The 25866-nt window shown below is 64.8% G+C and carries 35 protein-coding genes; all 35 read right to left on the bottom strand.

What is annotated here, in order from left to right; translation table 11 throughout:
* Positions 1-19: 19 nt before the first annotated feature.
* Positions 20-1378: a preprotein translocase subunit SecY gene (gene secY, locus C7I55_RS21025; RefSeq protein WP_106515005.1), complete on the bottom strand. Its 1359-nt coding sequence runs from the start codon at positions 1376-1378 to the stop codon at positions 20-22.
* A 107-nt stretch (positions 1379-1485) separates the two neighbouring features.
* Positions 1486-2007, bottom strand: coding sequence for a 50S ribosomal protein L15 (rplO, locus tag C7I55_RS21020; RefSeq protein ID WP_106515004.1), 522 nt, complete (start codon positions 2005-2007; stop codon positions 1486-1488).
* Positions 2008-2202: 195 nt separating this feature from the next.
* Complete coding sequence (gene rpmD, locus C7I55_RS21015; RefSeq protein ID WP_106515003.1) at positions 2203-2379, bottom strand: 50S ribosomal protein L30; 177 nt, start codon at positions 2377-2379, stop codon at positions 2203-2205.
* A 5-nt stretch (positions 2380-2384) separates the two neighbouring features.
* On the bottom strand, positions 2385-3122 hold the full coding sequence (gene rpsE / locus C7I55_RS21010) for a 30S ribosomal protein S5 (RefSeq protein WP_106515002.1): 738 nt from the start codon (positions 3120-3122) through the stop codon (positions 2385-2387).
* The gene (gene rplR / locus C7I55_RS21005) at positions 3123-3476 is read right to left on the bottom strand and encodes a 50S ribosomal protein L18 (RefSeq protein WP_106515001.1); all 354 of its coding nucleotides are present in this window, start codon (positions 3474-3476) and stop codon (positions 3123-3125) included.
* A gap of 3 nt (positions 3477-3479) precedes the next feature.
* On the bottom strand, positions 3480-4013 hold the full coding sequence (gene rplF / locus C7I55_RS21000; RefSeq protein WP_106515000.1) for a 50S ribosomal protein L6: 534 nt from the start codon (positions 4011-4013) through the stop codon (positions 3480-3482).
* Entirely contained in the window at positions 4013-4408 is a 396-nt protein-coding gene (gene rpsH / locus C7I55_RS20995) for a 30S ribosomal protein S8 (protein ID WP_106514999.1), read from the bottom strand. The genes rplF and rpsH overlap by 1 nt, the downstream gene beginning before the upstream one ends.
* A gap of 10 nt (positions 4409-4418) precedes the next feature.
* Entirely contained in the window at positions 4419-4724 is a 306-nt protein-coding gene (rpsN, locus tag C7I55_RS20990) for a 30S ribosomal protein S14 (protein ID WP_106514998.1), read from the bottom strand.
* A gap of 41 nt (positions 4725-4765) precedes the next feature.
* Positions 4766-5350: a 50S ribosomal protein L5 gene (gene rplE, locus C7I55_RS20985; protein WP_106514997.1), complete on the bottom strand. Its 585-nt coding sequence runs from the start codon at positions 5348-5350 to the stop codon at positions 4766-4768.
* Entirely contained in the window at positions 5343-5663 is a 321-nt protein-coding gene (gene rplX, locus C7I55_RS20980; protein WP_106514996.1) for a 50S ribosomal protein L24, read from the bottom strand. The genes rplE and rplX overlap by 8 nt, the downstream gene beginning before the upstream one ends.
* 4 nt (positions 5664-5667) lie before the next feature.
* The gene (gene rplN, locus C7I55_RS20975) at positions 5668-6036 is read right to left on the bottom strand and encodes a 50S ribosomal protein L14 (protein ID WP_106514995.1); all 369 of its coding nucleotides are present in this window, start codon (positions 6034-6036) and stop codon (positions 5668-5670) included.
* Between the two features lie 68 nt (positions 6037-6104).
* Positions 6105-6374 carry a 30S ribosomal protein S17 gene (gene rpsQ, locus C7I55_RS20970; RefSeq protein ID WP_106514994.1) on the bottom strand — a complete coding sequence of 90 codons (270 nt, stop codon included), beginning with the start codon at positions 6372-6374 and terminating at the stop codon, positions 6105-6107.
* Positions 6375-6386: 12 nt separating this feature from the next.
* On the bottom strand, positions 6387-6590 hold the full coding sequence (gene rpmC / locus C7I55_RS20965) for a 50S ribosomal protein L29 (RefSeq protein ID WP_106514993.1): 204 nt from the start codon (positions 6588-6590) through the stop codon (positions 6387-6389).
* A 2-nt stretch (positions 6591-6592) separates the two neighbouring features.
* On the bottom strand, positions 6593-7024 hold the full coding sequence (gene rplP / locus C7I55_RS20960; protein ID WP_106514992.1) for a 50S ribosomal protein L16: 432 nt from the start codon (positions 7022-7024) through the stop codon (positions 6593-6595).
* Between the two features lie 15 nt (positions 7025-7039).
* A complete protein-coding gene (gene rpsC / locus C7I55_RS20955) occupies positions 7040-7735 on the bottom strand; it encodes a 30S ribosomal protein S3 (RefSeq protein WP_106514991.1) in 696 nt (231 codons plus the stop codon).
* A 3-nt stretch (positions 7736-7738) separates the two neighbouring features.
* On the bottom strand, positions 7739-8116 hold the full coding sequence (gene rplV, locus C7I55_RS20950; RefSeq protein ID WP_106514990.1) for a 50S ribosomal protein L22: 378 nt from the start codon (positions 8114-8116) through the stop codon (positions 7739-7741).
* A gap of 3 nt (positions 8117-8119) precedes the next feature.
* Complete coding sequence (gene rpsS, locus C7I55_RS20945; RefSeq protein ID WP_106514989.1) at positions 8120-8395, bottom strand: 30S ribosomal protein S19; 276 nt, start codon at positions 8393-8395, stop codon at positions 8120-8122.
* Between the two features lie 2 nt (positions 8396-8397).
* Entirely contained in the window at positions 8398-9234 is an 837-nt protein-coding gene (gene rplB, locus C7I55_RS20940; RefSeq protein WP_106514988.1) for a 50S ribosomal protein L2, read from the bottom strand.
* Between the two features lie 13 nt (positions 9235-9247).
* Positions 9248-9565 carry a 50S ribosomal protein L23 gene (locus C7I55_RS20935; RefSeq protein WP_106514987.1) on the bottom strand — a complete coding sequence of 106 codons (318 nt, stop codon included), beginning with the start codon at positions 9563-9565 and terminating at the stop codon, positions 9248-9250.
* Positions 9558-10184 carry a 50S ribosomal protein L4 gene (gene rplD / locus C7I55_RS20930; protein WP_106514986.1) on the bottom strand — a complete coding sequence of 209 codons (627 nt, stop codon included), beginning with the start codon at positions 10182-10184 and terminating at the stop codon, positions 9558-9560. The genes C7I55_RS20935 and rplD overlap by 8 nt, the downstream gene beginning before the upstream one ends.
* Before the next feature lie 3 nt (positions 10185-10187).
* Positions 10188-10919 carry a 50S ribosomal protein L3 gene (gene rplC, locus C7I55_RS20925; RefSeq protein ID WP_106514985.1) on the bottom strand — a complete coding sequence of 244 codons (732 nt, stop codon included), beginning with the start codon at positions 10917-10919 and terminating at the stop codon, positions 10188-10190.
* A gap of 263 nt (positions 10920-11182) precedes the next feature.
* Entirely contained in the window at positions 11183-11494 is a 312-nt protein-coding gene (rpsJ, locus tag C7I55_RS20920) for a 30S ribosomal protein S10 (protein WP_028969184.1), read from the bottom strand.
* Between the two features lie 145 nt (positions 11495-11639).
* Positions 11640-12830 carry an elongation factor Tu gene (gene tuf / locus C7I55_RS20915; RefSeq protein WP_106514984.1) on the bottom strand — a complete coding sequence of 397 codons (1191 nt, stop codon included), beginning with the start codon at positions 12828-12830 and terminating at the stop codon, positions 11640-11642.
* Between the two features lie 45 nt (positions 12831-12875).
* A complete protein-coding gene (gene fusA, locus C7I55_RS20910; RefSeq protein ID WP_106514983.1) occupies positions 12876-14948 on the bottom strand; it encodes an elongation factor G in 2073 nt (690 codons plus the stop codon).
* A gap of 59 nt (positions 14949-15007) precedes the next feature.
* Complete coding sequence (gene rpsG, locus C7I55_RS20905; RefSeq protein WP_106514982.1) at positions 15008-15478, bottom strand: 30S ribosomal protein S7; 471 nt, start codon at positions 15476-15478, stop codon at positions 15008-15010.
* A 33-nt stretch (positions 15479-15511) separates the two neighbouring features.
* Complete coding sequence (rpsL, locus tag C7I55_RS20900; RefSeq protein WP_028969180.1) at positions 15512-15883, bottom strand: 30S ribosomal protein S12; 372 nt, start codon at positions 15881-15883, stop codon at positions 15512-15514.
* Between the two features lie 550 nt (positions 15884-16433).
* Positions 16434-16835 carry a cupin domain-containing protein gene (locus C7I55_RS20895; protein ID WP_106514981.1) on the bottom strand — a complete coding sequence of 134 codons (402 nt, stop codon included), beginning with the start codon at positions 16833-16835 and terminating at the stop codon, positions 16434-16436.
* Positions 16836-16907: 72 nt separating this feature from the next.
* Complete coding sequence (locus tag C7I55_RS20890) at positions 16908-17663, bottom strand: MerR family transcriptional regulator (RefSeq protein WP_106514980.1); 756 nt, start codon at positions 17661-17663, stop codon at positions 16908-16910.
* Positions 17664-17724: 61 nt separating this feature from the next.
* Entirely contained in the window at positions 17725-18054 is a 330-nt protein-coding gene (locus C7I55_RS20885) for a DUF3140 domain-containing protein (protein ID WP_106514979.1), read from the bottom strand.
* Positions 18051-19328, bottom strand: a complete 1278-nt coding sequence (locus C7I55_RS20880) for a Xaa-Pro dipeptidase (RefSeq protein ID WP_106514978.1) — start codon at positions 19326-19328, stop codon at positions 18051-18053. The genes C7I55_RS20885 and C7I55_RS20880 overlap by 4 nt, the downstream gene beginning before the upstream one ends.
* A 79-nt stretch (positions 19329-19407) precedes the next feature.
* Positions 19408-20826 carry an Nramp family divalent metal transporter gene (locus C7I55_RS20875; protein WP_199192977.1) on the bottom strand — a complete coding sequence of 473 codons (1419 nt, stop codon included), beginning with the start codon at positions 20824-20826 and terminating at the stop codon, positions 19408-19410.
* Complete coding sequence (locus tag C7I55_RS20870; protein ID WP_106514977.1) at positions 20823-22895, bottom strand: amidohydrolase family protein; 2073 nt, start codon at positions 22893-22895, stop codon at positions 20823-20825. Before C7I55_RS20870 ends, C7I55_RS20875 begins: the two co-directional genes overlap by 4 nt.
* Before the next feature lie 116 nt (positions 22896-23011).
* Entirely contained in the window at positions 23012-24394 is a 1383-nt protein-coding gene (gene lpdA, locus C7I55_RS20865; RefSeq protein WP_106514976.1) for a dihydrolipoyl dehydrogenase, read from the bottom strand.
* A gap of 71 nt (positions 24395-24465) precedes the next feature.
* Entirely contained in the window at positions 24466-25065 is a 600-nt protein-coding gene (locus tag C7I55_RS20860; protein WP_106514975.1) for a hypothetical protein, read from the bottom strand.
* A partial coding sequence (locus C7I55_RS20855) for a 2-oxo acid dehydrogenase subunit E2 (RefSeq protein ID WP_199192975.1) occupies positions 25062-25866 on the bottom strand: 805 nt, incomplete at its 5' end. The genes C7I55_RS20860 and C7I55_RS20855, both read right to left, overlap by 4 nt.

Genomic DNA, 25866 nt, shown 5'->3' with positions numbered 1-25866 from the left:
CCCTTTAGCGATTGTGCGCTCAGCGGCCGCGGCCGCCCTTGAGCTTCGCCTTCTTGATCAGATCGCCATATTGATGCGCGATGAGATGGCTCTGGATCTGAGTCACCGTGTCCATGGTGACGTTGACCACGATCAGCAGGCTGGTGCCGCCGAGGTAGAACGGGATTCCCGCCTTCGCGATCAGGAATTCCGGCACGAGGCAGATGATGGTGAGATAGGCCGCGCCGATCACCGTGATGCGGGTGAGGACGTAGTCGAGATATTCCTCGGTGCGCTTGCCGGGACGGATGCCGGGGATGAAGCCGCCATAGCGCTTCAAATTCTCAGCCGTCTCTTCCGGGTTGAACACCACCGCGGTGTAGAAGAAGCAGAAGAAGATGATCCCGGCGGCGTACATCAGCATGTAGAGCGGCTGACCGTGCTGGAGCGCGGCGGTGACCGTGATCAGGACGTCGCCCCAGGCGCTTTCGCCCTGAACGCGATTGCCGGCGAACTGGGCGATCGTCAGCGGCATCAGCAGCAGCGACGATGCGAAGATCGGCGGAATGACGCCGGCGGTGTTGATCTTCAGCGGAAGGTGCGAACGCTCCGCCTGCATCTGACCGCGCGCGGTCTGGCGCTTGGGATATTGGATCAGCACCCGGCGCTGGGCGCGCTCCATGAAGCAGATGCCGAGCACCAGGACGACGATCAGCGCGACGACGCCGAAGATCATCACCGGCGACATGGTTCCGGTGCGGCCGCCTTCGAACACCTGGGCGAGCGCGGTCGGAAGCTGGGCGACGATGCCGGCCATGATGATCAGCGAAACCCCGTTGCCGATTCCGCGGCTGGTAATCTGCTCGCCGATCCACATCAGGAACATGGTGCCGCCGATCAGGCTGACGACAGTGGTCAGGCGGAACACCCAGCCCGGGTCGAGCACGGCCGCGCCGTTGCCCCAGCCTTCGAGACCGACGGCGATGAAATAGCCCTGCACCGTGGCCAGCAGAACGGTGCCGTAGCGCGTGTACTGGTTCATCTTCTTGCGGCCGGCCTCACCCTCTTTCTTGAGAGCGGCGAGGCTCGGCGACATCGAGGAGGCGAGCTGCACGACGATGGAGGCGGTAATGTAGGGCATGACGCCGAGCGCGATGAGGCTCATGCGCTCCAGGCTGCCGCCCGAAAAGGTGTTGAAGAAATCGAGAACCGTGCCTCGCGTGGTGTCGAACAACGTGCCGAGCGCGCGTGGATCGATGCCCGGCAGCGGGATGAAGCTCAGCAGGCGGAACAGGATCAGCGCGCCGAGGGTGAACCAAAGCCGCTTCTTGAGATCGGTCGCCTTGGCGAAGCTCGCCAGGCTGAGGTTGGCTGCCATCTGGTCGGCTGCGGATGCCATGTGTCTACGATCCCGGAATCAAAGGTAAAAGGCGACGGAAGCTGATCACCCCCGCCGCCTCATATAGTGATTAGTCAGAGGCTGTCAGCCCTAGACCGCGAGGCGGCTCAGGCGTTCGTGCGCTTCTTGACGCTGTTCTTCTTGGCCTTGGCCTTCTCGGCCGCAGACACGACCTCGATCACTTCGACCGAGCCACCGGCGGCTTCGACCGCCTGGCGGGCACCGGCGGACGCGCCGGCGACGCGGAAAGCGAGCTTGGCGGAGAAGGTGCCCTTGCCGAGCAGGCGGACGCCGTCCTTGCCGCCACGGGCGAGGCCGGCAGCCTTCAGAGCCGCATGATCGAGCGTTCCGTCGGTAGACAGCTTGCCGCTGTCGAGTGCCTTCTGGATCGCGCCGAGATTCACCTCGGCATAATCCTTGGCGAAGATGTTGTTGAAGCCGCGCTTCGGCAACCGCATGTGGAGCGGCATCTGGCCGCCTTCAAAGCCGGCGATCGAGACGCCCGAGCGCGACTTGGCGCCCTTCTGACCACGGCCGGCGGTCTTGCCGAGGCCCGAGCCGATGCCGCGGCCGACGCGGACGCGGGATTTGCGGGCACCCTGGTTGTCGCGGATTTCGTTGAGTTTCATGTTCTGCACTCGCTTTCGCTTTTGTCGCGCTACCCCCGGGCGGAGCCGGAAGCGTTAAAAGCCTCTCCCCTTCAGGAGAGAGGAGATGCCGCCGAAACGGCGGCGAGGAGAGGGGGAGTCCGGCGCGTGGCCCGACTCCCCCTCTCCCCGGCCCTCTCCCCTAAAGGAGAGAGGGAGTAAAGAGGCAATCGCGGATTAATCCGCGACCGTCACCATATGCTGCACCTTCCGGATCATGCCGCGCACCTCGGGGGTGTCCTGCAGCTCGACCGTCTTGTGACGCTTGTTGAGGCCCAGGCCGATCAGCGTCTGGCGCTGGTCGGGGCTGCGACGGATCGGAGATCCGGTCTGGGTGATCTTGACTGTGGCCATCTGTCTTACTCCGTGACCAGCTGTGCGTCGGCCTGGGCGTCCGCATCCGCCGAGCCGCCGCGGCGCAGCAGATCGGCAATCTTCTTGCCGCGACGCTGAGCAACCGACTTCGGGCTGGTCTGTTCGGTGAGCGCCTCGAAGGTCGCCCGGATCATGTTGTACGGGTTGGACGTGCCGACCGACTTGGTGACCACGTCGGCAACGCCGAGGCTCTCGAACACCGCACGCATCGGACCGCCGGCGATGATGCCGGTACCCTGCGGAGCCGAGCGGACATAGACGCGGCCGGCGCCGAAATGGCCCATTCCGTCATGGTGCAGAGTCCGGCCCTCGCGGAGCGGAACACGAACCATCGCCTTCTTGGCGGCGGCGGTCGCCTTGGAGATCGCCTCCGGCACTTCGCGGGCCTTGCCGTGACCGAAGCCGACGCGGCCCTTGCCGTCGCCGACGACGACGAGCGCGGCAAAGCCGAAGCGCTTACCGCCCTTGACGGTTTTCGAGACGCGGTTGATGTGGACCAGCTTCTCGATCAGCTCTTCGCCCTGATCCTCGTCGCGGTTGCCGCGGCGATCGTCGCGACGGCCACGGCCGCCGCGATTGTCGCGATTGCCGCCGTCACGGCCGCCACGGCCGCCACGCGCACCGCGCTCGCGGCGCTGACCGCCGTCCGCAGGAGCGTTCTCGGCCGGCTGCGTGGTGCTCTGCTCCGAGGTCTCGGTGACCTGGTTGTTTTCGTCAGCCATTTAGAACTCCAATCCGCCTTCGCGGGCGGCATCCGCCAGCGCCTTGACGCGGCCGTGGAAAAGGAAACCACCACGGTCGAAGACGACCTGGGTCACGCCGGCGGCCTTCGCGCGCTCGGCGATCCGACGGCCCACGTCCTGGGCGCTGCCGGTGGTCGCGCCGGTGGTACCGCGCACGTCCTTTTCCAGGGTCGAAGCGGACGCGACGGTGCGGCCTTCGACGTCGTTGATGACCTGGGCGTAGATGTGACGCCCGGAGCGGTGGATCGAAAGCCGCGGGCGTTCGCCGGCGCGCTTCCGAAGCGAAGTACGGACGCGCTGACGGCGCCGTTCGAAGAGAGAGAGTTTCGCCATGGCTTACTTCTTCTTGCCTTCTTTGCGGAAGATATACTCGCCGCGATACTTGATGCCCTTGCCCTTGTAGGGCTCGGGCTTGCGCCAGCGACGGATCTCGGCCGCCAACTGACCGACACGCTGCCGATCATTGCCGGTGATCACGACCGTCGTCGGATCCGGGGTCGCGACGGTCAGGTCGGCCGGAACCTCGATGTTGACGTCGTGGCTGTAGCCGAGCTGCAGACGCAGGTTCTTGCCCTGCATCGCCGCGCGGTAGCCGACGCCGGTGATCTCGAGCGTCTTGGTGAAGCCCTCGGTAACGCCGGTCACGAGGTTCTGCACCATCGAACGCTGCATGCCCCAGAAGGAGCGGGCGCGCTTGGTATCGTTGGCGGGCTGCACCGAAATCGACCCATCGGCGATCTCGTAGCTGATGTCCTCGAGCATCTGCAGCTGCAGCGTGCCCTTCGGGCCCTTGACCGCAAGGGTGCGGCCTTCGGTGCTGGCGGTGACACCCGCCGGCATCTCAATCGGACGCTTACCGATACGAGACATCAGAACACCTCCGCGAGCACTTCGCCGCCGACATTCTGTTCGCGGGCCTCGGAATCCGAGAGAACGCCGCGGGGCGTCGAGACGATGGTAATGCCGAGGCCGTTGCGGACGCGCGGCAGATCCTGGCTGCCGGAGTAAACCCGGCGACCCGGCTTCGAGACGCGCGCCACGTGCTGGATGGCAGGGCGGCCTTCGAAATATTTGAGCTCGATGCGCAGGCCGGCGTGGCGACCAAGCGCTTCTTCCGTGTAGCCGCGGATATAGCCCTCGCGCTGGAGCACGTCGAGGACGCGCGCGCGCAGCTTGGACGCGGGCGAAACCACGCTGTCCTTGCGGGCCTGCTGGCCGTTGCGGATGCGGGTGAGCATATCACCCAGGGGATCGGTCAATGGCATGATCTATACCTTACCAGCTCGACTTCGTGAGACCGGGGATGAGGCCCTTGTTGCCCAGTTCCCGGATCATGATTCGCGAAAGTCCGAATTTGCGATAATTGGCACGCGGACGGCCGGTGATCTGGCAACGGTTGCGCACGCGGGTGGGGTTCGCGTTGCGCGGGATCTCTGCCATCTTCAGACGCGCGATCAGACGCTCGGTCTCATCGAGGGACTCATCGTCCGCAATTGCCTTCAGCTTCGCATACTGGCCGGCATATTTCTTCACCAGCTTCTTGCGACGCTCGTTCTTGTTGATGGAACTCAGTTTCGCCATGACTTAAGTTCTCGCCTTTCTTGCTTCAGGCATCAGGGGCCTCAGGCCGCCTGCTGCTGATCTTCTTCGGTGCGGGGGAACGGAAAATTGAACAGGCGCAGCAGCTCGCGCGCCTCGTCATCCGTCTTCGCGGTGGTGGTGACGATGATGTCCATGCCGCGCACCTTCTCGATGCGGTCATAGTTGATCTCGGGGAACACCAGCTGTTCCTTGAGACCCATCGCATAATTGCCGCGGCCGTCGAACGACTTCGCGTTGAGCCCGCGGAAATCGCGGACGCGCGGCAGGGCGATCGTGATCAGACGGTCGAGGAACTCGTACATGCGCTCGCGGCGAAGGGTAACCTTCACGCCGATCGGCATGCCTTCACGCAGCTTGAACTGTGCGATCGACTTCTTCGCCTTGGTGACGACCGGCTTCTGACCGGCGATGAGCTGCATCTCGGCAGCCGCGGTCTCGACCTTCTTCTTGTCCTGGGTGGCCTCGCCGACGCCCATGTTCAAGACGATCTTGTCGAGCTTCGGGACTTCGAGACGGTTCTTGTACCCGAACTTCTCGGTCATCGCCGCAACGATGCGCTCGTCATAGTCGCGCCGAAGGCGCGCGGTGTACTTGGCATCAGCCATTGATCAACTCCCCGGACCGCGCGGCAACGCGGACCTTCTTGCCGTCACGGATCTCGAAACGGACCCGGCTGGGCTTGCCGTCCTTCGGGTCCTCGATCGCAACCTTGGAAACGTGAAGCGGCGCCTCGGTGCGCTCCAGGCCACCCTGCGGGTTGGTCTGGCTCGGCTTGCGGTGACGCGTGATGATGTTGACGCCCGAAACGACGACCTTGCCGTCCTTCGGCATCGCCTTCGTTACTTCGCCGGTCTTGCCCTTGTCCTTGCCGGACAGGATGACGACGCGGTCGCCCTTCTTGATCTTTGCAGCAGCCATGATGTTACAGGACCTCCGGCGCCAGGCTGATGATCTTCATGTGCTTCTTCGCGCGCAGCTCACGAACCACCGGGCCGAAGATACGGGTCCCGATCGGCTCCTGGTTGTTGTTGACGAGCACAGCGGCGTTGGAATCGAACCGGATGGTCGATCCGTCGGCACGGTGGATGTCCTTGGCGGTGCGGACGATGACGGCCTTGTGGACGTCGCCCTTCTTCACGCGGCCACGGGGGGCGGCTTCCTTCACCGAGACGACGATGACGTCGCCTACGCCGGCGAAGCGGCGCTTCGAGCCCCCGAGCACCTTGATACACTGGACGCGCTTGGCGCCAGAGTTGTCGGCGACGTCGAGGTTCGACTGCATCTGGATCATCGATCCATTCCTTCTTTCACTTCAACCGGAACGAGTCCGGCGATCAGTTTCAACGTGAGGCCGAAGCCTCAGGCGATATCGGCCTTCTGCGGCGTCGCGTGGGTATCCACGCGATCCATGACGCGCCAGGTCTTCAGCTTCGAAATCGGCCGCGTCTCTTCGATGCGGACGGTCTCGCCCTCGCGAAACTCGTTGGCTTCGTCATGGGCATGGTACTTCTTCGACAGCTTGATGATCTTGCCGTAGAGCGGGTGCTTCACCCGCCGCTCGACCAGGACCACCACGGTCTTGTCGGTCTTGTCCGACACGATCCTGCCGGTGAGAACGCGCTTCGGCATTCTATCTACTCCTTAGGCCTTGGTCTGAGCGGCGCGGCTGCGCTCGCTCTGCAGCGTTTTGATGCGCGCAATGGTGCGGCGCACTTCACGGATCCGCGACGGCTTCTCGAGCTGGTTGGTGGCAGCCTGGAAGCGCAGGTTGAACTGCTCGCGCTTCAGCTCGCCCATCTGCTCGTTGAGCTGGTCGTCGGTACGGGTCTTCAGTTCGTCGGCCATGATCAGGCTTCCTCAACCAGGGATTCGCCAAGGCGGGCGACGACCTTGGTCTTGATCGGCAGTTTCTCCATGGCCCGCTCGAAAGCGACCTTGGCAAGCGGACCGGGGACGCCGTCGAGCTCGAACAGGATACGGCCGGGCTTGACGCGGGCGACCCAGAATTCCGGGCTGCCCTTACCGGAGCCCATGCGGACTTCGGCAGGCTTGGACGACACCGGCACATCCGGGAAGATGCGGATCCAGAGGCGACCCTGACGCTTGATGTGACGCGTGATCGCGCGGCGGGCCGCTTCGATCTGACGCGCGGTGATCCGCTCCGGCTCCATGGCCTTGAGGCCGTAGGCGCCGAAGTTCAGCGCGGTTCCGCCCTTGGCATCGCCATGGATGCGGCCCTTGAAGGCCTTGCGGAACTTGGTGCGTTTCGGTTGCAGCATTGCTCGTTCCTAAACTCAGCGGGCCGGGCGGACGCCGGAGGTTTGAGCCTCCATCATCAGCCGGTCCTGGGCCATGGGATCATGGCCGAGGATCTCACCCTTGAAGATCCAGACCTTGATGCCGCACACGCCATAGGCCGTGTGGGCGGTCGCTTCCGCATAGTCGACGTTGGCGCGCAGCGTGTGCAGCGGCACGCGGCCCTCGCGATACCATTCGGTCCGCGCGATCTCGGCGCCGCCGAGACGGCCCGAGCAGGTGATGCGGATGCCTTCGGCGCCGAGGCGGAGGGCGGACTGCACCGCGCGCTTCATCGCACGACGGAAGGCGATGCGGCGCTCGAGCTGATCGGCGACGCCCTGTGCGACGAGCTTGGAATCGATCTCCGGCTTGCGGATCTCGACGATGTTCAGGCTGACGTCGCTCTTGGTCATCGCACCGAGCTGCTTGCGCAGCTTCTCGATGTCGGCGCCCTTCTTGCCGATGATCACGCCCGGGCGTGCGGCATAGATGGACACGCGGCAGAGCTTGGCGGGACGTTCGATCACAACCTTGGAGATCGCCGCCTGCGGCAGCGTCTTCATGATGAACTTGCGGATCTTCAGATCCTCGACAAGCAGCCGGCTATAGTCGGCGCCCTCGGCGTACCAGCGGCTGTCCCAGGTCCGGTTGATCTGAAGACGAAGCCCGATCGGAGAGGTTTTCTGACCCATGGTTTACGCTTCCTGCTGCTCGCGGACGACGATGCGCACGCGGCTGAACGGTTTGATGATCCGGCTCGAACGGCCGCGCGCACGCGGCGTGAAGCGCTTCATCGAGATGCTCTTGCCGACCGAAGCCTCGGCGACGACGAGGGCATCGACGTCGAGATTGTGGTTGTTCTCGGCATTGGCGATCGCCGACGCGAGCACCTTGCGAACCTCGACCGCCATCGCCTTGGGCGAGAAGGACAGGATGTTGAGCGCGTCTTCGGCCTTGCGACCGCGGATCAGCGCCGCAACCAGGTTCAGCTTCTGCGCGGAGCCGCGGATGGTCGTGCCGACCGCGAGCGCCTCGTTGTCCGCGACCTTGCGGGGGGATGCCTGCTTGCCCATGGCTTACCTCTTGCCCTTCTTGTCGGCCGCGTGGCCCGGGAAGTAGCGGGTCGGAGCGAACTCGCCGAGCTTCATCCCGACCATCTCTTCATTCACCGAGACGGGAATGAATTTCTTGCCGTTGTAGACGTTGAAGGTGAGGCCGACGAACTGCGGGAGGATCGTCGAACGGCGCGACCAGGTCTTGATCGGCGCACGGCTGTTGGCGTCCTGCGCGGCCTCTGCCTTCTTGAGCAGAGAAAGCTCGACGAACGGACCTTTCCAGACGGAGCGGGCCATTGTTACCTCTTCTTCTTAGCATGGCGCGAACGGATGATCATCTTGTCCGTCGCCTTGTTGTTGCGGGTGCGGGCACCCTTGGTCGGCTTGCCCCACGGGGTAACCGGGTGACGGCCGCCCGAGGTCCGGCCTTCACCACCGCCGTGCGGGTGGTCGACCGGGTTCTTGGCGACACCGCGGGTCAGCGGTCGACGGCCCATCCAGCGGGTGCGACCGGCCTTGCCGAAGTTCTGGTTCTGGTTGTCGGGGTTCGACACCGCACCGATCGTCGCCATGCAGTTCGCGTGGATATAACGCTGCTCGCCTGAATTGAGCCTGACGATGACCATGCCGCGGTCACGACCGACAACCTGGACATAGGTGCCGGCGGAGCGGGCGATCTGAGCGCCCTTGCCCGGCTTCATCTCCACATTGTGGACGATGGTGCCGACCGGGATCGAGCCCAGTTCCATCGCATTGCCCGGCTTCACATCGGTGCGGCGGCCGGCGACGACGACGTCGCCCGGTGCCAGACGCTGCGGAGCGATGATGTAGGCCTGCTCGCCGTCCTCATACTTCACCAGCGCGATGAACGCGGTGCGGTTGGGATCATATTCCAGGCGCTCGACGGTCGCGGGAACGTCCCACTTGCGGCGCTTGAAATCGATGTAGCGGTAACGCTGCTTGTGGCCGCCGGCGATACCGCGCGAGGTCACATGGCCCTTGTTGTTGCGTCCACCGGTCTTGCGCTTGCCTTCGGTAAGCGCCTTGATCGGCTTGCCCTTCCAAAGCGCCGACTTGTCGACGAGGATCAGGCCACGCTGCGAGGGGGTCGTCGGATTATAGGTCTTGAGTGCCATTGCTCGCGCGCCCTCAGATATTCGTGGTGACGTCGATCGGCTCCTGGCCTTCGACGAGGGTCACCACTGCCTTCTTAACATCCGAGCGCGTGTAGGGACGACCCTTCCAGCGCTTGGTCTTGCCCTTCTGCGTCAGCGTGTTGACGCTCGCCACCTTGCGGTTGAACAGAGCCTCGACCGCCGCCTTGATCTGCGGCTTGGTCGCGCTCTGGGCGACCTTGAAGACGACCGCATTCTGCTCGCTGAGCAGGGTCGACTTCTCGGTGATGTGGGGCGCGAGGACGACATCATAATGGTTGATGTCGACCTGGCCGTTCTTTGCCTTAGCCATTGAAACGGGCCTCCAGCTTCTCGACAGCGGCGCGGGTCAGCACCAGAGTCTCATGCTTCAGAATGTCGTACACGTTGGCACCGACCGCCGGGAGAAGATCGATCTGGCGCAGGTTCGACGACGCCTGGGCGAAGCCGATGTTCAGCGCATCGCCGTCGATGACGAGAGCGGTCTTGCCGAGGCCCAGCTTGCCGAGCTGCTCGCGGACCGCCTTGGTCTTGGCTTCCGAGACGTCCAGGCTGTCGAGGACGATCAGCTGGCCGGCAGCGGCTTTGGTGCTGAGCGCCATCTTGAGGCCGAGCGCGCGGACCTTCTTGTTCAGCGACGGATTGAAGTCACGAACGCGGGGACCGTGGGCCTTGCCGCCGCCGACGAAGATCGGTGCGCGACGATCGCCGTGACGGGCGGTACCGCCGCCCTTCTGGCGGCCGAACTTCTTGCCGGTGCGGGCGACATCGGAGCGCTCGCGAGCACCGCGGGCGGTGCCGCGACGCTTCTCGAGCTGCCAGGTGACGACGCGGTGCAGGATGTCGGCGCGCGGCTCGACGCCGAACACGGCATCGTTGAGCTCGATTTCGCCGCTGCCCTGGGCATCGAGGGTCTGAACTGTGACCTTCATGGCTTAGCCTTCCTGGCCTTCGGTGGCTGCCGCCGGAGCGGGAGCCTCGGTGGTGACGGCGGCCTGGCGAACGCCGGCCGGATAAGGAGCGTCGGCGTGACGGGTGACCTTGACGGCGTCCTTGACCAGCAGCCAGCCACCCTTGTGGCCGGGCACTGAGCCCTTGACGAAGATCAGACCGCGCTCGACGTCGGTGCGGACCACTTCGAGGTTCTGCTGGGTGCGGTTCTTCGCGCCCATGTGGCCGGCCATCTTCTTGTTCTTGAAGACGCGACCCGGATCCTGACGCTGACCGGTCGAACCGAGCGAACGGTGAGAGACCGAGACGCCGTGAGTCGCCCGCAAACCACCGAAGCCCCAACGCTTCATGCCGCCCGCGAAGCCCTTGCCCTGCGTGACGCCCTGGATGTCGACCAGCTGGCCGATGGCGAAATGGTCGGCGGAGATCTCCGCGCCCACGTCGAGCAGCGCATCCTCGGCAACGCGGAATTCCGCGAGACGGGCCTTCGGCTCCACTTCGGCCTTGCCGAAATGGCCGCGCTCCGGCTTGGACAGGTTCTTGGCCTTGGCAGTGCCGGCGCCGAGCTGGACCGCGACGTAACCGTCGTTGTCGGCTTCCTTGCGAGCAACCACCTGAAGATTGTCGAGCGCCAGGACGGTAACCGGCACGTGGCGGCCGTCTTCCTGGAACAGTCGGGTCATACCCATTTTCTTAGCGATCACGCCAGTGCGCATGATCCACACTCCTTATACAGAGGCCCGCGGAAACGGAGCGTTCCCGCGGGCGTGCCAGCCCATAAAAAATGCGTGCCCCGCTTGGGCCATTCCCCGCCGAAACGGAGATGCGGGGGACGCAGACCACGGCAAGCCGTGCGGTATCCCAATTCCCACAAAGTTCTTACTTTGTGCGGGCCTCTTCAGAAAGCCCCTGCCGCGCCTGCCCCGAGGCCGCGCAGCGCAAATCCCGTGGCGCCGATTCTCGACACCGCGTCAGCCCTTTAGGCCAACTTGATCTCGACATCAACACCTGCCGCGAGGTCGAGCTTCATAAGCGCGTCGACGGTCTGCGGAGTCGGCTGGACGATATCGAGCAGCCGCTTGTAGGTGCGCACCTCGAACTGCTCGCGCGACTTCTTGTCGACGTGGGGCGAGCGGTTGACGGTGAACTTTTCGATGCGCGTCGGGAGAGGAATGGGGCCGCGGATGAGAGCGCCGGTGCGACGAGCCGTATCGGCAATGTCGCCGGTGGCCTGATCGAGCACACGATGATCGAACGCCTTCAGGCGAATGCGGATGTTCTGCGTTTCCATGTCCATACCGATGCGAAAGAGCCAGCCCCCATGCGGGGGCATTCAAAACACGGCTTCACCGGAGCCTCACGGCCCCGGTGCGGCCAAACTTTTCTTCGAGGCGAGCCGCCCGAATCACGGAGATCCGGGCGGCTGCAGCCCTATATTACTTCGTGATCTCGGCGACAACCCCTGCGCCGACGGTCCGGCCGCCTTCGCGGATCGCGAAGCGCAGGCCCTGATCCATCGCGATCGGAGCAATGAGCTTCACGCCGATCTGCACGTTGTCGCCCGGCATCACCATCTCGGTGCCTTCCGGCAGAACCACTTCGCCCGTCACGTCGGTCGTGCGGAAGTAGAATTGCGGACGGTAGTTGGCGAAGAACGGCGTGTGACGGCCGCCTTCGTCCTTCGAGAGGACATAGACTTCCGCCTGGAAGTCGGTGTGCGGACGGATCGAGCCCGGCTTGCAGAGAACCTGGCCGCGCTCGACTTCCTCACGACCGACGCCGCGGATCAGCGCACCGATGTTGTCGCCGGCCTGGCCCTGATCGAGCAGCTTGCGGAACATTTCGACGCCGGTGACGACGGTCTTGCGGGTGTCCTTGATGCCGACGATCTCGACTTCCTCGCCAACCTTGACGATGCCGGTCTCGACGCGGCCGGTGACGACGGTGCCGCGACCCGAGATCGAGAACACGTCCTCGATCGGCATCAGGAACGGACGGTCGAGCGGACGCTCCGGCTGCGGAATGTAGCTGTCGACAGCCTTCATCAGCTCCAGGATGGCGTCGTGGCCGATCTTGCGGTCCGAATCCTCGAGAGCGGCAAGCGCCGAACCCTTGACGATCGGAATGTCGTCGCCCGGGAAGTCGTAGGACGACAGCAGCTCGCGGATCTCGAGCTCGACGAGCTCGAGAAGCTCCTCGTCGTCGACCTGATCGACCTTGTTCATGAACACGACGAGCGCCGGAACGCCGACCTGACGGGCGAGCAGGATGTGCTCGCGAGTCTGCGGCATCGGGCCGTCGGCAGCCGACACCACCAGGATGCCGCCGTCCATCTGCGCGGCGCCGGTGATCATGTTCTTCACATAATCGGCGTGGCCCGGGCAATCGACGTGCGCATAGTGGCGCGCTTCCGTCTCGTACTCGACGTGCGCGGTCGAGATGGTGATGCCGCGCTCACGCTCTTCCGGCGCCTTGTCGATGTTGTCGTAGCTGGTGAACGTCGCGCCGCCGGTTTCGGCGAGGACCTTGGTGATCGCCGCGGTCAGCGAGGTCTTGCCGTGGTCGACGTGACCGATGGTGCCGATGTTGCAGTGCGGTTTCGTCCGCTCGAACTTAGCTTTCGCCATTTTGCCTAATCCTCGTTTCTATCCAATTTCAACCGTTCAGGCAGCTCAAGCGAGCTTCGCCTTGACCTCTTCCGCGACGTTCGCCGGGACTTCGTCGTAATGCGAGAACTGCATCGTGTACTGCGCCCGGCCCTGGGTGAAGGACCGCAGCTCATTAACGTAGCCGAACATATTCGCAAGCGGCACCAGCGCTTCGACCGCCTGGGCGTTGCCCCGGGTGTCGGTGCCCTGGATCTGACCACGACGGCTGTTGATGTCGCCGATCACGTCGCCGAGATAATCCTCGGGAGTGACGACTTCCACCTTCATCACCGGCTCGAGCAGCTTGATGCCGGCCTTCTGAGCCGCTTCGCGCATTGCACCGCGACCGGTGATTTCAAATGCCAGCGCCGACGAGTCGACGTCGTGATACTTGCCGTCCAGGAGCTGCACGGTGAGATCGATGATCGGGAAGCCGATCAGCGAGCCGCTCTCGGCGGTCTCACGCATGCCCTTCTCCACCGACGGGATATATTCGCGCGGGATATTGCCGCCCTTGATCTCGTCGAGGAACTGGAAGCCCGAGCCACGCTCGCCAGGCGAGACCTTCACCTTCACTTCACCGAACTGGCCGGAGCCGCCCGACTGCTTCTTGTGGGTGTAGGTGAGCTCGACCGGCTTCGCGAGATATTCGCGATAGGCGACCTGCGGCGCACCGACATTGGCGTCCACCTTGAACTCGCGCTTCATGCGATCGACGAGGATCTCGAGGTGGAGCTCGCCCATCCCCTTGATGATCGTCTGACCCGATTCGTGATCGGTCGACACTCGGAACGACGGATCCTCGGCAGCCAGGCGGTTGAGCGCGATGCCCATCTTCTCCTGGTCGGCCTTGGTCTTCGGCTCCACCGACAGCTCGATGACCGGCTCCGGAAATTCCATCCGCTCGAGGATGATCGGCGCGTTGGAAGCGCAGAGCGTGTCTCCGGTGGTGGTCTCCTTGAGGCCGGCGAGTGCAACGATGTCGCCGGCATAGGCCACATCGATGTCCTCGCGGCTGTTCGCATGCATCAGCAGCATGCGGCCGATCTTTTCCTTCTTGTCCTTCACCGAGTTGAGCACGGTGCTCTTCTCGAGCTTGCCCGAGTAGATGCGGGCGAAGGTGAGCGAGCCGACGAACGGATCGTTCATGATCTTGAAGGCGAGTGCAGAGAACGGCGCATCGTCGGCGGCCGCACGGGTGTCGGTCGCGTCATTGTCCGGGTTGATGCCTTCAACCGGCGGAATGTCGAGCGGCGACGGCAGATAGTCGACGACCGCGTCGAGCAGGGGCTGGACGCCCTTGTTCTTGAACGCCGAGCCGCAGAGGACCGGGACGAACGAGAAGTTGAGCGTGCCCTTGCGGATAAGGGCCTTCAGCGTCGCGGCGTCGGGCTCGTTGCCTTCAAGGTACGATTCCATGATGGCATCGTCCTGCTCGACCGCGATCTCGATGAGGTCGGCGCGTGCGGTTGCGGCCGCATCCGCCAGGTCGGCCGGAATGTCCTGATATTCGAACTTCGCGCCGAGCGACTCCTCGAGCCAGACGATGGCGCGATTCTCGACCAGGTCGACGAGACCCTTGAAGCTGCCCTCGATGCCGATCGGGAGATACAGGACGGCCGGGCGCGCGCCAAGGCGATCCTTGATCATGTCGACGCAGCGCTCGAAGCTCGCGCCGGTGCGGTCGAGCTTGTTGACGAAGCACATCCGCGGGACCTTGTACTTCTCGGCCTGGCGCCAAACGGTCTCGGATTGCGGCTCGACGCCGGCAACGCCGTCGAAGCAAGCCACCGCGCCGTCGAGCACGCGCAACGAACGCTCGACTTCGATGGTGAAGTCGACGTGCCCGGGCGTGTCGATGATGTTGATGCGGTGATCGTTCCAGAAACAGGTCGTCGCGGCCGACGTGATCGTGATCCCGCGCTCCTGCTCCTGCTCCATCCAGTCCATGGTGGCGGTGCCCTCATGGACTTCGCCGATCTTGTAGGACTTGCCGGTGTAATAGAGGATGCGCTCGGTCGTCGTCGTCTTACCGGCATCGATGTGGGCCATGATGCCGATGTTGCGATAGCGGTCGAGCGGATGGCTGCGGGCCATGATCTTAAACTCCAATGTCGGAAGGGAGCGCCTGGGCTCCGCTTCCAACGATATAGGGATTACCAGCGATAATGCGAGAAGGCGCGGTTGGCTTCGGCCATCCGATGCGTGTCCTCGCGCTTCTTGACCGCATTGCCGCGATTGTTGGCGGCATCGAGCAGTTCGCCCGACAGGCGGGCCGCCATCGTGTTCTCGCTGCGGGCACGCGCCGAGGAGATCAGCCAGCGGATGGCAAGTGCCTGGGCACGCTCGGTGCGGACTTCGACCGGCACCTGATAGGTCGCACCGCCGACGCGGCGGCTGCGGACTTCGATGCCCGGCTTGACGTTGTTGAGCGCGTCATGAAACACGCCGATCGGATCGCGCTTGGCGCGGGTCTCGACGGTGTCGAGCGCGCCATAGACGATGCCTTCGGCCACCGACTTCTTGCCGTCGAGCATGACGGAGTTCATGAACTTGGACAGCACCACGTCTCCGAACTTCGGATCGGGCAGGATTTCGCGCTTCTCTGGGCGACGACGACGGGACATTTCTTAAACCCTTCTTGACTTCAGCCGTATGGCTTACTTCGGACGCTTGGCGCCGTACTTCGAACGGGACTGGCGACGGTCCTTGACGCCCTGGGTGTCGAGCACGCCGCGCAGGACGTGGTAACGGACACCCGGAAGGTCGCGGACGCGGCCGCCGCGGATCAGGACCACCGAGTGCTCCTGAAGGTTGTGGCCCTCGCCGGGAATGTAGCTGATCACTTCGCGCTGGTTCGTCAGGCGAACCTTGGCGACCTTGCGCAGCGCCGAGTTCGGCTTCTTCGGGGTCGTCGTGTAGACGCGAGTGCAAACGCCGCGCTTCTGCGGATTCTGCTCCATCGCGGGAACCTTGGATTTCGCCTTCTGCGGCTCGCGACCCTTGCGGATCAGCTGATTGATCGTTGGCATGAAGCCCTTCACCTTAGTTACTTTACTGAGGCGCAAAATGCGCAAAAAACAGGGCGGCCGATCGGCCCCCTGGCCCTTGCGTCGCATCAGCAATGTTCAAGCTCTGGCGCCCGTCTCGACACGGCATCTGGGTCTTGTGAAAAGAACCACCACCGGCCCCGGGCGAGGCGGCCTATAACCGCGAGTCCCAGATGGGTCAACGGGCGATGTTTGCAAGCCCTTGAGCAGGAATCGGATTTGGCGCTCCGCGGTTGCTCCGGCTTACACCCCAAGGGATCGCGGCGCCGCTCGATGCGCGCAATGTCGGTGCGCATATCACCGAGCTCGGACCGTTGCTGGGCGATAACACCCGATTGAACGGCCTGATATCGCTCAACCGATGAAAGACGTTGCCGTACCGAGACGATGTCGCGCCTGATCTTCGAAACGACGCCGTGCACCTGATTGAGCCGTTCGTAGGTGAGGTCCGCAGCGTCGCTCATCGAAGAACCTGAGCCTGGATTAGCGTATCGGCAAAATGCCCGAAGCCGGCACACGGCGGCGGATCATTTCACTCCGTCGTCTCGCCCGTCCACTCGTCATTCTCGTGGTCGCGATCGGCCTGTTCCTTGGTCTTGTGGACGACCTTGTCCTTGTGCTCGGGCGGGCCATAAAGCGTGTAGAGCCGAAGCGGCGCGCTGCCGTCGTTGACGACGTTGTGCCGCGCGCCGGCCGGCACGATCACCGCGAAATCGTCCCGCACCTTGTTCGGCGCGCCGTCAATGTAGACGGTCCCCTCGCCTTCCTCGACGCGAAAGAACTGGTCGCGGTCCTCGTGAACCTCCTCGCCGATCTCCTCGCCAGGCTTCAGCGTCATCAGCACCAGCTGGAGATTCTTGCCGGTGTAGAGCACCCGGCGGAAATCCTCGTTCGCAACCGTGACCTCTTCGATGTTGTCGCAATAACCCTTCATATTCGCTGTCGCTCCCTTGTTACGAGCTCCTAGATCGGCACGTGAACCGAAAAGGCAAGGAGCCGGTGTCGGTCATCCATTTCGGGCGCACTGCGCGGCGGCGATCAAGTCCCTGACTTCGATCGAAAAGGGCATCCGCACGTCGTCGCGATATTGTTCGGCCTGGGCCCAGAAACGGCTGGCACCCGCCATCATCTCGGGGGTCGCGACCGCGCGGAACGGCGCCAGCAGGGCATTCCATTCGTCGAGGAAGGCCTGCGCCCGATCGCTTGCGGGATCGAGCGGCAGCGCCTCCTCGATCCGTGCGCCGAGCGCCTCCCACTGGCGCGAATAGGCGGCCTGATCGAAACCTTCGAGTGGCGGGTTCGCTGCCCAATGCGCAAGCTCCTCCGGCGTGTAATGGCGCTCCAGCACCTCTTTCCAGCCATCGTCCTTCATGATCGTATCTCCGTGGGATATCAGCGAGCAGAAGGTTGCAACGTCGATCGGCTCGCCGCGATCGATGCGGGACTTGACGGAGAGCAGCAGCGACCTGGCCTCTCCGAGCTCGGCGACGCGGACCGAGATCGCGTCCAGTTGCGCCTCGATCAGCCGTCCGAGATCGGGCAATCGCGCGCGGTCGAGGCGCTGGATCTGGGTGAGCGTCAATCCGGCACGCTTCAGCGCCAGGATTTGCGCCAGGCGATCGAGATCGGCCGGGCCGTAGACCCGCCGCCCGGAGGCCGTCCGCAGCGGCTGAAGCAGCCCGCGGGCTTCGTAGAAGCGCAAGGTTCGTGAACTCACCCCGGTGCGGCGCACCACTTCGGCTATGTCGAGAAGGTCGTCCATGGCCCCGCCGTAGCGCTTGACGCTGCGTCAACTTCAAGCGGCAATTTCGCCGGGTCAAACCTCATCTGAGCGGATCGTGGCCCCAGTTCATCAGCGAATAGCGCCAGCGCGAGGTCACCATGTTGGCGGGCTCCTGGGCGCGGTGGCGGCGGATGAAACCCACCGCCTTGCGCATCAGCCGGTAATCCTGGTCGTCGAGCGCCGCATCCGGGGTGCGCAGGATCGCGACGATCCCGCGCCCGGCTGCATGGCCGACGCTCTCCGTTGCGCCGTTCTTCTTCTGGCCGACGGACAGGCTTTGCGGGCTCTCGAGCCAGTCTTCGAGATCGCCCGCGTCCATGTTGATCGCGGCGGCAAAGTCGGCCTTCACTGCCCGACGATCAAGGGTCATCCGGCGGGCTTGACGACCTCGCCGCCCTTGATGACCACGTCGACGTGCTCGAGCGCGCGGACGTTGGCGGTCGGATCACCGTCGACAGCGATGATGTCGCCGTAGCGGCCCGCGGCGATCGCGCCGAGATCCTTCTCGCGGCCGAGCGCTTGCGCGGCAGTCCGCGTCGCGGCCTGGATCGCCTCCATCGGAGTCATCCCATATTCCACCATCCAGCGGAACTGGCCACCGGCGGTGCCGTGCGGCATCACGCCGGCATCGGAGCCGAACACCATCTTGACGCCGGCCTTGTGCGCAGCGCGAAAATTGTCGCGCTGGATCTGGGCAACTTCGCGATCCTTGCGCAGATTGTCTTCTAGCACGCCGTTCTTGGCACCTTCGGCCTGGGTATATTCGGTGTTGAAGATGTCCATCGACAGATAGGCGCCCCGCTCCCTGGCAAGGCGGATGCCTTCGGCATCGATCAGGCTGGCGTGCTCGATCGTGTCGATGCCCGCGCGGATCGCCGCCTTGATGCCGGCGGCACCATGGGCATGGGCGGCGACCTTCAGGCCCCATTGATGCGCCTCTTCGGCGATGGCGCGGAGCTCGTCCTCGGAGAGCTGCTGCTGCCCCGGCTCGGTGTTGCGCGAGAACACTCCGCCGGTCGCGCAGACCTTGATCACCTCGGCACCATATTTCCGCTGCTCCCGGACGCGGGCACGCAGTTCCTGCGGACCATCGCCCACCGCCTGTCCCTTTGCCTTGAACGACGGCGGCAAATAGGTCTGATCGCAATGGCCGCCGGTCGCCGACAGCGCGTGGGCGGCGGGGACAATCCGCGGGCCGACCATCAGCCCCTCGTCGATCGCCTGTTTGTAGCCGACGTCGGAATAATGTTCCGAGCCGACATTGCGCACAGTGGTGAAGCCGGCGCGGAGCATGTCCTGCGCATTCTGCACGCCCTGCGCGACCCAGAACATGTCGGTGAATTGCAGGCCGGTATAACCGCCGAAGCGTGGATTGGAATCGAGGTGGACGTGCATGTCGATCAGACCCGGCAGGATCGTCTTGCCAGGCAAATCGATCCGCTTGGCGCCCTCCGGTATGTTCGGCCGTCCGCCGCCCCGCGACACCACGGACGCGATGCGGCCGTCGGTGATCACCACCACGGGCTCCTCGACCACCTTGCCCGCGAGGACGTCGACCATGCGATCGGCGGTGACCACGACGGTCTCGGCAGAGACCGGCGCAGCGGCAGCGAGGAAGATGGCGGTGGTCAGGGCTTTGCGCATTCGGACGGCTCCGGAAGATGGTGTGCGAGATCAGTAGCGATGGCGATCGGCCGGTGTCGAGCCGCGGCGCAGCCAGGAGTTAACCGATCAGCCTCTTCGCCTGATCGACGATCGTGATCACGGAGAGGATGCCGAACAGCCCGACCGCCCAGACCAAGACGCCGATCCGGTAGGTGGCCGGTCGGATCTCCGGCGCCAGCAGCCGCCGGTTGAGGACGATCAGCAGGGCGGAATAGACGAACATCATGAAGGCGGCGACGCAGCCGGCGATGACCAGCAGGATCAGCGGTTGATCGAGGCCGCTGCCGATGATCGCTATACCGACCAGCACCATCGTCCAGACGATGCCGGCGTAGAGCAGGCTTTCGCTGCTCCGCTTGGTGTAGCTCGTCCGCAGCACGTCCGCGGTGAGCCGGGCGGTATAATCGACGATGCCGAGCGCGGCGGCGAACAGCGAGAAGGCGCCGACGGCCAGGAACAGCGTGCCGAACCACGGGCCGACACGGGCCGACAGGGTCGCCGCCTCGATCTTCAGGAAGCCGATGTCCCGCGGCAGGTCCGTCCGTCCCGACAGGGTCGCGTAGGCGAGCAGCGAGGTGAACAGGATGGTGACGAAGCTGATCGCAACGAAGGTGGCGAGCTGTTCGATATTGGCGAACCGCCACCAGGCGCGCCAGCGGCGCATCGCCTCCGGATGCGGATCGAACTGCCAGCCCGTGCCGGCATCGGCGACCGGCTCGCCGGTCAGGGGGCTGACGATCCTCGGCGCGTGCACGCCCATGCCGAAGCCCTTGTCGCGGATCCAGTTGGACTGGCAGAGATTCTGGCCGCCGCCGGCGCCTGCATAAGCGAGTGCGCCGAGCAGCAACGGCCAGCCGAGCTGCGCCGCGGGGATCTGGACGTCGGCGGCAAGCGCCGGCGCCCTGGCCCAGAGATCGCCCGGGATTGCGAACAGGATCGCGGCCAGGATCAGCCCGCCGACGCAGGCGACCTTGAGCATCTGGGTGCGCTCGAGCGCCCGATAGACGACCGGGGACAGGGTGAGGATGAGCCCGATCGCGACCAGCAATGCGATCGCGATCAGCCGCACGTCGCCGCCCACGAGGAAGGTCAGCAGCGTCGCAGCGCCCGTCGCCCAGCCCGGCCAGAGATTGGCGAGGATGGCGAGCAGCGCGAAGACGAGCCCCCAATGTCTCCCGAGCCGGCTGAAGCCGGTGAGCACGGTCTCGCCGGTCGCAAGCGTATAGCGCTCGATCTCCATGTTGATGAAATATTGGGTAATCAGGCCGACCGCCGCCGCCCAGATGAAGACCAGGCCGACCTGGCTTGCGATATAGGGGTAGAGGATGAACTCGCCCGAGGCGAGGCCGACACCGGCGGCGACGACGCCAGGCCCGACGATCCGCCACCACGAGCGGGGCGCCGGCGGCATCTCCGCGGAGCCGAACGGGGGCAAGCCGCCGGCCGGCTCGCTGCGGGTGCCGCCGCGCACGCTCATGACGACGCCGCGTCCGCGGTGGTCGCTGCCCGAGTCTCAGCCTTCGCAGGCACGACCCGCGGCGGCTGTGCGAACGGGACGATGCCGAAACGCTGGTAGATCTCGCTGGGAAAATAGACGGTGCCGTTCTTGACCACCATTGCGATCGACTTGATCGCTTTCAGATCCCGGGTCGGATCGCCGGCGATCAGGAAGAAATCGGCGAGCTTGCCTTTCTCGATTGACCCGCGCCGCTGATCCTCGCCGAGATAGGCGGCCATGTCGAACGTGGCGCGCTTCAGGATCTGCGCCGGCGTCATGCCGATCTTCTGATAGAGTTCGAGCTCCCGATGATAGGTGAAGGCGCCGCCCATGTCGGTGCCCGGCACGATCAGCACGCCCTTGTCGTTCAGGATCTTCAGGGTCGCGACGATCTGCTCGAACGCGGCACGATAGGCCTGATCGTCGCCCGGCGCCGACAGATCGACCCAGGCCTGCTTCGCGCTGCGCTGCTCGGCGACCGGCAGGTGATCGAGATAGTCGGCCATGCCCGGCGGCACCTGCCCGTTGCGGGTCTGGGTGAAGGCTTCGTGGATCACCAGCGTAGGATCGATCGCCACCTTTCTGGAGACGATCAGATCGATCGTCTTGCGCACCTTGGGGCTGTCGAGATCGAGCCCCTTGAGCCGCCGAAGGGCGGTCAGCCGGAGCAGGTTGCGCGTGTCCTCGCCCGGCTGCAGCAACCAGCCGAGCACGAACTGGTTGATGTGGGTCAGCTCGTCATAGCCGGCCTCCATCATTGCATCGGCGGTCGAAAAGGCCGGGACGTGGCCGGAGACGCGCAGGCCCAGACGATGCGCTTCGGCGACCATCGCCGGCACCCAGGCCGGATCGATGCTGTTGTAGATCTTGATCTGCCAGTAACCGCGCGCCGCATAATAGCGCACCGCCTCCACCGCCTGGACCTCGCTCTCGGCGACGATGCCGTTGTTGGAGCTGAACGGGCTGCGACCCTCGATGAAGCCGCTCGCGACGATACGCGACCCGGCGGACTGGCCGCTTTCGATTCGCTGGATGATGCTTTCGAGCTCGTCATTGTCGTTGCCCATGTCGCGGATCGTCGTGATCCCGGCGGCGAGATTGAGCACCGCATCGTCTTCGGAGACATGGCCGTGCATCTCGGTCATGCCGGCGACCAGGGTTCCGCCGGCACCGTCGATCGTCACCTCGCCCGGCGTCGCCGGGCTGTCGAGCGGCTCGACCGCGGCGATGCTGTCCCGCCAGACGAGTACCGATCTCGGCTCGGTGAGCGCGAGCGTCTTCGGATCGAACAGCCGCACGTTGCGGATGCGGATCGGCGCGCCGTACGCATGCGCAGTCGATTTCTGGATCTCGGCGTAGCGCGCCGCCGACATCCGCTCGGCGAGGTCACGCAGCCGCTGATCCTCGCCCTCATAGCCCTTGCGCACGGTCACGCCGCGGCCGCCGATCGCGGCGAACAGCCGCCCTTCTTTGTCGAGCAGGAAGTAGTCCGGATTGAGATTGATCCCGCTCAGCGCATAAGCGGTGACCTCGACCGCGCCGCCGGCCCCGTTCAGCGTCAGCGTCTCGCCTTTGCTGAGCCGCAGCGTGCCGCCGGGAAGCGCCGGCAGCGCAAGATCGGCGTCGGCGAGCAGCGCCCGGCCGTAGATGCTGAGCGCGAAGGGGCTCGCATTCTGGGGAACGTACAGGCTGGGTTCGGCGACCGCCCCCGTGCCGCTGCCGGTGCTGTCGGTCCAGCGCGCGGACTTGCCCTTGAGCGCGAAGCTCTCGTCGACCTTGCCGCCGAAGGTCGTGGCGCCGCTGACCTTCCAGGCAGTGGGGAACCCGCGGGCATCGACGCGCACCGTCTCCGCGATGGTCGGACCGCGGCCGTTATTCTTGATGTCCCAGTCGATTCGGGTGGAGCCGCCTTCGGTCGCGGCATCGAGATGGCCGACGTTCCGGCCGCCGACGATGACCGTATAGGATTCGGTCAGCGGTGCGGCTGCAAGGGGCTGGACGGCGGTGGTTGCGAAAAGGGCGGCGGCGTAAAGCGTCGGTCGTATCATGACCGATGGTAGAGCATGCCGCCCGTCCGCCTTCAAGCGTTCGTCTTCGCGGTCTCCGAGTGCGCGACCCGTGAAAGGCGGTTCCGCCGGCGCAGTGACGCGCCGGCGGTGCGCCATCAATAATGGAGCGCGCGGCCGTAGGCGTCGAGCACGCTCTCGTGCATCATCTCGGACAAGGTCGGGTGCGGGAAGACGGTGTGCATCAGGTCTTCCTCGGTGGTCTCGAGCTGGCGGGCCACCACATAGCCCTGGATCAGCTCGGTGACTTCGGCGCCGACCATGTGGGCGCCGAGCAGCTCGCCGGTCTTTGCGTCGAACACCGTCTTGACGAAGCCTTCCGCCTCGCCGAGCGCAATCGCCTTGCCGTTGCCGATGAACGGGAATTTGCCGACCTTGACCTCGTGGCCGATTTCCTTGGCCTTGGCTTCGGTGAAGCCGACCGAAGCGACCTGCGGCCGCGAATAGGTGCAGCCCGGGATGTTCCAGGTCTCGAACGGATGCGGGTTCTTGCCGGCAATGGCCTCGACGCAGACGACGCCTTCGTGGCTCGCCTTGTGGGCGAGCCACGGCGGGCCGGTGACGTCGCCGATCGCGTAGATGCCCTCGACGTTGGTGCGGCCGAAACCGTCGGTGACGATGTGGCCGCGATTGGTTTCGATGCCGAGCGCCTCGATGCCGATATTTTCGGTGTTGGGCACAATGCCGATGGCGACGATGCAGTGGGAGAATTCCTCGACTGCGCCGCCCTTCAACGTCGCCTTGACACCGGTGGCGCTAACGTCGAGCTTGTCGACTCCGGAACTGGTGAGCAGGGTCATTCCCTGTTTGGTCAGCGCCTTGTGGACGAAGGCCGAAACCTCCTCGTCCTCCACCGGCAGGATGCGGTCGAGCATCTCGACGATCGTCACCTTGGCGCCCATGTCGGAATAGAAACTCGCGAACTCGACTCCGATCGCGCCCGATCCGATGACCAGCAGCTTGGACGGCATCTCGGCCGGCACCATCGCGTGACGATAGGTCCAGACGCGCTTGCCGTCCGCCTTGGCGAACGGCAGGTCGCGGGCCCGGGCACCGGTGGCGACGATGATGTGCTTGGCGTTGAGTTCGGTGGTTTTGCCGTCCTTGGTGACGGTCAGCATGCCCTTGCCCTTCAAGGCGCCCTCGCCTTCGACGACGGTGACCTTGTTCTTCTTCATCAGCCCTTTGACGCCGGCGTTGAGCTGGCCGGCGACCTTGCGGCTGCGGTCGACGATCTTGGCGAGATCGAAGCTGACCTTCTCCGCCGACAGGCCATAGGCGGAGGCGTGGGTCAGATAATGGTTGATCTCCGACGTGCGCAGCAGCGCCTTGGTCGGAATGCAGCCCCAGTTGAGGCAGATGCCGCCCAATTTCTCCCGCTCGACGATCGCCGTCTTGAGCCCAAGCTGCGCCGCACGGATCGCAGCGACATAGCCGCCGGGCCCGGAACCAAGGACGATGAGATCGTAAGTGTCAGCCATTAAAGCGCTCCATCCGTGATGGCGGCCGCAGCTTCGTCGCTACGTGCAGGACGCGGCGGGTGAACGACAGCCTATTCGAAGACATGAGTAAGTCCGCGGTGGGATGCAGGAAGACAGGACCACCAGATCAGCCCCGCCGCGGCACCTGCAAGGATCAGGCGCAGCCCCCCAGCGTCGCCGAACAGCTCGGCCCAATCGTGCAGGCCGGTCGCGGCGCTGAATGCCGGGGGTAACGCGGCAAACAGCAGGACCGCCACGGGGCGCCAGGCACGGCTCCGCTGCGGGGCAAAATAATCGAGCAGGAGATCGAGGCCGCCGTACAGCGAAACGGCGAGCATGAGCAGGGCCGCGATGCGGAGCGGCGCGGCGATAAAGATCGAGTCGTCAATATATCCGGCCAGCGCCTCCGGCACAGCCATCAAGGCGACGACGATCGCCCAGGCGCAGGCGGTGAGCAGGATTCGCCGGCTGCGCGTCGGTCCATCCTGTCCCGACACCCGATCGCTGCGACGGGCCTGTGCCGCCGCCGTCAAGACCAGCGCCGCGCCAATCGCCAAGCTGATCCAGAACGGCAATGGGGAGGGCGGGCCTGCATTAGCGATGACGACCAAGTTGGTACCCCGCGGCTGCCCGCCGGTGACGGCGGCAAGCAGCAGGCCATGATCGATCACGCCAGCATGCCCAGCGGGTTTTCGACCAGGCGCTTGAATGCCTGCATCAGCTGGGCGCCGTCGGCGCCGTCGATCGCGCGGTGGTCGAAGCTGCCGGTGGCGCTCATCACGGTCGCGATCTGCAGGCTGTCGTCGATCACGTAGGGGCGCTTCTCGCCGGCGCCGATCGCCATGATCATGCCCTGCGGCGGATTGATCACGGCTTCGAACTGCTTGATGCCGTACATGCCCATGTTGCTGAGGCTGGCGGTTCCGCCCTGATATTCCTCGGGCTTCAACTTGCCCTCCCGGGCGCGGCCGGCCAGCTCTTTGATCTCGGTCGCGATCGCCGACAGCGACTTGGTGTCGGCCTGCGCGACGATCGGCGTGATCAGGCCGGTCGGGGTGGACACCGCCACCGAGATATCGGCACGCTTGAAGGTGACGAGTTCGGTGCCGGTGTACATGACGTTGCAACTCGGCACCTCCATCAGTGCCGCCGCCAGCGCCTTGATCAGCATGTCGTTGACCGACAGCTTCACGCCGCGGGCCTCGAGCCCGGCGTTGAGTTCGGAACGGAGCTTGAGCAATTTGTCGAGCTGAACGTCGACGGTGAGATAGATGTGCGGGACATTCTGCTTCGATTCGGTGAGCCGCCGCGCGATCGTCTTACGGATGTTCGACAGCTTGACCGATTCATGCGGAATGTCCGGCACCACGGCCGGGGCAACCGCGTGGGCCGCTTGCGGCGCGGCCGGTGCCGCGGCCGGCGCGGCCGGTGCCGCGGCCGGCGCGGCAGCCGCTGCGGGCGTGGCCTGGCCC

This window comes from Allosphingosinicella deserti (assembly GCF_003012735.1).
Lineage (GTDB): Bacteria > Pseudomonadota > Alphaproteobacteria > Sphingomonadales > Sphingomonadaceae > Allosphingosinicella > Allosphingosinicella deserti.
This window is presented reverse-complemented; position numbering and strand designations above follow the sequence as displayed.

What these genes read in the sequence shown, in the direction of transcription:
- secY (WP_106515005.1), bottom strand. Translation starts at nt 1,378, where the DNA reads ATGGCATCCGCAGCCGACCAGATGGCAGCCAACCTCAGCCTGGCGAGC.
- rplO (WP_106515004.1), bottom strand. Translation starts at nt 2,007, where the DNA reads ATGAAACTCAACGAAATCCGCGACAACCAGGGTGCCCGCAAATCCCGC.
- rpmD (WP_106515003.1), bottom strand. Translation starts at nt 2,379, where the DNA reads ATGGCCACAGTCAAGATCACCCAGACCGGATCTCCGATCCGTCGCAGC.
- rpsE (WP_106515002.1), bottom strand. Translation starts at nt 3,122, where the DNA reads ATGGCTGACGAAAACAACCAGGTCACCGAGACCTCGGAGCAGAGCACC.
- rplR (WP_106515001.1), bottom strand. Translation starts at nt 3,476, where the DNA reads ATGGCGAAACTCTCTCTCTTCGAACGGCGCCGTCAGCGCGTCCGTACT.
- rplF (WP_106515000.1), bottom strand. Translation starts at nt 4,013, where the DNA reads ATGTCTCGTATCGGTAAGCGTCCGATTGAGATGCCGGCGGGTGTCACC.
- rpsH (WP_106514999.1), bottom strand. Translation starts at nt 4,408, where the DNA reads ATGCCATTGACCGATCCCCTGGGTGATATGCTCACCCGCATCCGCAAC.
- rpsN (WP_106514998.1), bottom strand. Translation starts at nt 4,724, where the DNA reads ATGGCGAAACTGAGTTCCATCAACAAGAACGAGCGTCGCAAGAAGCTG.
- rplE (WP_106514997.1), bottom strand. Translation starts at nt 5,350, where the DNA reads ATGGCTGATGCCAAGTACACCGCGCGCCTTCGGCGCGACTATGACGAG.
- rplX (WP_106514996.1), bottom strand. Translation starts at nt 5,663, where the DNA reads ATGGCTGCTGCAAAGATCAAGAAGGGCGACCGCGTCGTCATCCTGTCC.
- rplN (WP_106514995.1), bottom strand. Translation starts at nt 6,036, where the DNA reads ATGATCCAGATGCAGTCGAACCTCGACGTCGCCGACAACTCTGGCGCC.
- rpsQ (WP_106514994.1), bottom strand. Translation starts at nt 6,374, where the DNA reads ATGCCGAAGCGCGTTCTCACCGGCAGGATCGTGTCGGACAAGACCGAC.
- rpmC (WP_106514993.1), bottom strand. Translation starts at nt 6,590, where the DNA reads ATGGCCGACGAACTGAAGACCCGTACCGACGACCAGCTCAACGAGCAG.
- rplP (WP_106514992.1), bottom strand. Translation starts at nt 7,024, where the DNA reads ATGCTGCAACCGAAACGCACCAAGTTCCGCAAGGCCTTCAAGGGCCGC.
- rpsC (WP_106514991.1), bottom strand. Translation starts at nt 7,735, where the DNA reads ATGGGTCAGAAAACCTCTCCGATCGGGCTTCGTCTTCAGATCAACCGG.
- rplV (WP_106514990.1), bottom strand. Translation starts at nt 8,116, where the DNA reads ATGGGCAAGCAGGCATCCCCCCGCAAGGTCGCGGACAACGAGGCGCTC.
- rpsS (WP_106514989.1), bottom strand. Translation starts at nt 8,395, where the DNA reads ATGGCCCGCTCCGTCTGGAAAGGTCCGTTCGTCGAGCTTTCTCTGCTC.
- rplB (WP_106514988.1), bottom strand. Translation starts at nt 9,234, where the DNA reads ATGGCACTCAAGACCTATAATCCGACGACCCCCTCGCAGCGTGGCCTG.
- C7I55_RS20935 (WP_106514987.1), bottom strand. Translation starts at nt 9,565, where the DNA reads ATGGCTAAGGCAAAGAACGGCCAGGTCGACATCAACCATTATGATGTC.
- rplD (WP_106514986.1), bottom strand. Translation starts at nt 10,184, where the DNA reads ATGAAGGTCACAGTTCAGACCCTCGATGCCCAGGGCAGCGGCGAAATC.
- rplC (WP_106514985.1), bottom strand. Translation starts at nt 10,919, where the DNA reads ATGCGCACTGGCGTGATCGCTAAGAAAATGGGTATGACCCGACTGTTC.
- rpsJ (WP_028969184.1), bottom strand. Translation starts at nt 11,494, where the DNA reads ATGGAAACGCAGAACATCCGCATTCGCCTGAAGGCGTTCGATCATCGT.
- tuf (WP_106514984.1), bottom strand. Translation starts at nt 12,830, where the DNA reads ATGGCGAAAGCTAAGTTCGAGCGGACGAAACCGCACTGCAACATCGGC.
- fusA (WP_106514983.1), bottom strand. Translation starts at nt 14,948, where the DNA reads ATGGCCCGCAGCCATCCGCTCGACCGCTATCGCAACATCGGCATCATG.
- rpsG (WP_106514982.1), bottom strand. Translation starts at nt 15,478, where the DNA reads ATGTCCCGTCGTCGTCGCCCAGAGAAGCGCGAAATCCTGCCCGATCCG.
- rpsL (WP_028969180.1), bottom strand. Translation starts at nt 15,883, where the DNA reads ATGCCAACGATCAATCAGCTGATCCGCAAGGGTCGCGAGCCGCAGAAG.
- C7I55_RS20895 (WP_106514981.1), bottom strand. Translation starts at nt 16,835, where the DNA reads ATGAAGGGTTATTGCGACAACATCGAAGAGGTCACGGTTGCGAACGAG.
- C7I55_RS20890 (WP_106514980.1), bottom strand. Translation starts at nt 17,663, where the DNA reads ATGGACGACCTTCTCGACATAGCCGAAGTGGTGCGCCGCACCGGGGTG.
- C7I55_RS20885 (WP_106514979.1), bottom strand. Translation starts at nt 18,054, where the DNA reads ATGACCCTTGATCGTCGGGCAGTGAAGGCCGACTTTGCCGCCGCGATC.
- C7I55_RS20880 (WP_106514978.1), bottom strand. Translation starts at nt 19,328, where the DNA reads ATGCGCAAAGCCCTGACCACCGCCATCTTCCTCGCTGCCGCTGCGCCG.
- C7I55_RS20875 (WP_199192977.1), bottom strand. Translation starts at nt 20,826, where the DNA reads ATGAGCGTGCGCGGCGGCACCCGCAGCGAGCCGGCCGGCGGCTTGCCC.
- C7I55_RS20870 (WP_106514977.1), bottom strand. Translation starts at nt 22,895, where the DNA reads ATGATACGACCGACGCTTTACGCCGCCGCCCTTTTCGCAACCACCGCC.
- lpdA (WP_106514976.1), bottom strand. Translation starts at nt 24,394, where the DNA reads ATGGCTGACACTTACGATCTCATCGTCCTTGGTTCCGGGCCCGGCGGC.